At 46.8% G+C, this 2,738-nt stretch carries 4 protein-coding genes and 1 pseudogene; 1 reads left to right on the top strand and 4 read right to left on the bottom strand.

Going from position 1 to position 2,738, the window contains the following annotated elements; all coding sequences use genetic code 11:
* From rpmH to clpS, 3 genes are all read right to left on the bottom strand, one after another.
* The coding region (gene rpmH / locus RMO52_RS15990; RefSeq protein WP_310416062.1) for a 50S ribosomal protein L34 at window positions 1–99 on the bottom strand (99 nt) is incomplete at its 3' end.
* A 150-nt stretch (window positions 100–249) separates the two neighbouring features.
* Window positions 250–1,110 carry a CPBP family intramembrane glutamic endopeptidase gene (locus RMO52_RS15985; protein ID WP_309740453.1) on the bottom strand — a complete coding sequence of 287 codons (861 nt, stop codon included), beginning with the start codon at window positions 1,108–1,110 and terminating at the stop codon, window positions 250–252.
* Between the two features lie 128 nt (window positions 1,111–1,238).
* Window positions 1,239–1,523, bottom strand: coding sequence for an ATP-dependent Clp protease adapter ClpS (clpS, locus tag RMO52_RS15980; RefSeq protein WP_309740455.1), 285 nt, complete (start codon window positions 1,521–1,523; stop codon window positions 1,239–1,241).
* 216 nt (window positions 1,524–1,739) lie between these two features.
* Between clpS and purN the strand changes: the two genes are divergently transcribed.
* On the top strand, window positions 1,740–2,375 hold the full coding sequence (gene purN, locus RMO52_RS15975) for a phosphoribosylglycinamide formyltransferase (protein WP_309740458.1): 636 nt from the start codon (window positions 1,740–1,742) through the stop codon (window positions 2,373–2,375).
* A gap of 143 nt (window positions 2,376–2,518) precedes the next feature.
* Here purN and RMO52_RS15970 read toward each other — a convergent pair.
* A pseudogene (locus tag RMO52_RS15970) lies at window positions 2,519–2,725 on the bottom strand (cob(I)yrinic acid a,c-diamide adenosyltransferase); the annotation flags it as partial.
* Window positions 2,726–2,738 lie beyond the last annotated feature (13 nt).

Here is a 2,738-nt window from a genome sequence, read left to right as displayed (position 1 = left end):
TTTGATGACTTTTTGGCCAGTGCGAGAACGCATCCGCGCTCGGAAGCCAGATGTTCTTTTTTGTTTGCGGTTAGTACCGCCGAGAGTACGCTTGGTCATATTAGATCCGCTCGAATTGACTAATTATTAATATTGTGGTATGCAAAAAGCCACAATGTACTAGTATAGCAGCTATTTCGCTCGATCGCGCATGAGGATGTTAAATAGGTATCGATACTGTGCTTAAGAATAGCCTGGAGACTTCAACCGCTAGCGATCGACCTTAACACCTGATAAATTCGAGATCGTCAAAGCTAATGCTCCTAAGAAAATTATGCCGAGTAGTCCAGCGGTCGGATTGCCATTGATGCCAGTAATCCAATCCGAAACTCGACCGGAATATTTCACCATATTTCCGACATTGACAATATAAAAAGCCCACACTAAGCCAGTGTGAAGACCGATCGACATCCCTAGCAGATTTCGATTTTGACGTTTGGCAATGATGACTACAGTACCAAGCAAAAATAATCCTGGGAAGGCGGGCAAAGATGCGAGAATCACCGGAATCGGTTTGAGAAAATGCAATGCAGCATATAAACCAGCAGCCGCTATCCATGAAACTGTTTGTGAGTAATCTCGCTCTAATTCATCCAGCATCCACCCTCGAAAAAATAACTCTTCAGCTAAACTGACCCCTAACGCAGTTGCCGAACCTTCTAGGGCTAATTGGAGGATGGATAAACGCGGGGCTTGCCATGTGAGCCACCCGAGTAAGCCTTGGGTAATAAATAGTGCAAATGTAAAGCACGAGCCGATCGCGAGTCCTTTGAGCAACAATAGTCCATTCTGACGCGTGAACATCAATCCATACCGCGCATAGAGGTTGGGGTGTTGGTAAACCTTCCGCCCCCACCAGGGTAATAGCGCGATAAACTCGATCGCGAGTAAGCCCATCGTCAGGATTGAGAGCAAGTTCTTGGTACCAGGATCTTCGAGATTTTGCTGGGTGAGAAACATCCCCAGATAGATTAAGGCTAATCCGGGCACCCACAATACAATTAGCACCAGGAGAAAGCTGAACATTCTGCCCGGTGCTGGATAATTTTTAATATTATTGAGATTTATCATCTGCAATTTAGAACTTTGAGCCGTTGCGATCTAGATTAGCTTATGGCTTAACCAGAAAATAAAATTCCAAATTGTAGTCTTAACTTAGGTGCGTTATCCTGCGGAGTAACACACCCTACGGCTAAAGCCTAATCGGCTGGCTCGATCGTACTAGTCAAGCCGTGACTTTTGAGGACATCACAGTAGTGTTCTGCATGTTCTTGATTGCAGGCAATTACTAGTGCCATGCCATATTGATGGGCTTCCATCATGATATTAATTGCTTGTGGTGCCGAGAGGTTAGGGATAGTCGTTATCAATATCTCGACGACATGCTCCATCGCATTAAATTCATCGTTGTGCAGCAACACGCGGTAATTAGGAGCGTGTTTGCGGGTGGTTGATGATTTTTCGATAGTTTCTGTATAACTCATGCTCTAACAGTAAATAGTGGCTGGTAAATCGCGATCGGTTTGACGCTGACTAGTTGTGGCGACTCTCTTATTATTACCCAATCATTATGGGGTGAATTTCTAGTTTAGAACAGATCCTTCAGTCCGAGTCGGTCGATCGATCGCACAGAGAATCGGTTGCTAGAAATGCTATAACAATCTGGGGCACTTTGCTCGATTTTCCATTTACTCACATCCATGACCGACATATCCAGCCTCATCTCGCCCGCTCCATTAAGTGTCGATCGCAATTCACCGCCACTCGTCCTCGGTATCATGGCATCAGGAAGTGGTAGTAATTTTGAAGCAGTTGCTAACGCGATCGAGAGTGGCAACTTGAATGCAAAGATTGCCGTACTCATCCATAATAAACCAGGAATTAAGGCGATCGATCGCGCCCAACAGCGCGGGATTGCAACAGTATTACTCGATCATCGCGAGTACCCTACGCGGGCGGAACTCGATCGGGCGATCGTGGCTACATTTGCGGCTCATCGGGTGGAATGCGTGGTAATGGCGGGTTGGATGCGGGTGATTACCCAAGTCCTCATCGATGCTTTTCCCGATCGAGTCATCAATATTCACCCTAGTCTCCTACCGAGCTTTCCTGGCATTCACGCGATCGAGCAAGCGCTGGCTGCTAAGGTCAAGATTACTGGCTGTACCGTCCATTTAGTCAGTCTCGAAGTAGATGCTGGGCCGATTATCGTCCAATCCGCCGTGCCCGTTTTCCCCGATGATACCGCCCAAACTTTGCACGCACGGGTGCAAATTCAGGAACATCTAATTTTACCGCAAGCGATTGAATTATTGGCTCAGTTGCCTGGAGACTAAAGTCTCCGCTAGTGATGCAAAGTCCGCCTACGCGGACTGATTAGCTAGTCCGCGTAGGCGGACTTTGCATCATCAGCGACGATTTCAGTCGTTGTGGGTACTCAAACACAGCAAATATCCCTAACCTGTCGGTGTGAATAAAGTTAAAAATCCACACCTCGACGGAGATCTACACCATTATCGGCATAATGTTTGTGACAGATCATTTCGGAGTGAACGCTGGCAATATCAATGTAAGCTGGAGTATTGAAACTGCGCCCGGTGATGTTTACTGGGGTACCTTTAGTCTTGTCGTGCACAGTTTGAACGATCGGTTCTTGAGGGAGTAGTTCGTTGTCGACCGTGGGGTTTTATTCGTCCAGG

This window comes from Chamaesiphon sp. OTE_8_metabat_110 (assembly GCF_031382685.1).
In the GTDB taxonomy this organism is placed as follows: Bacteria; Cyanobacteriota; Cyanobacteriia; order Cyanobacteriales; family Chamaesiphonaceae; genus Chamaesiphon.
The sequence above is the reverse complement of the archived record's forward strand: the minus strand, read 5'-3'. Positions and strand labels throughout refer to the sequence as shown.

What these genes read in the sequence shown, in the direction of transcription:
- clpS (WP_309740455.1), bottom strand. Translation starts at nt 1,523, where the DNA reads ATGAGTTATACAGAAACTATCGAAAAATCATCAACCACCCGCAAACAC.
- RMO52_RS15985 (WP_309740453.1), bottom strand. Translation starts at nt 1,110, where the DNA reads ATGATAAATCTCAATAATATTAAAAATTATCCAGCACCGGGCAGAATG.
- purN (WP_309740458.1), top strand. Translation starts at nt 1,740, where the DNA reads ATGACCGACATATCCAGCCTCATCTCGCCCGCTCCATTAAGTGTCGAT.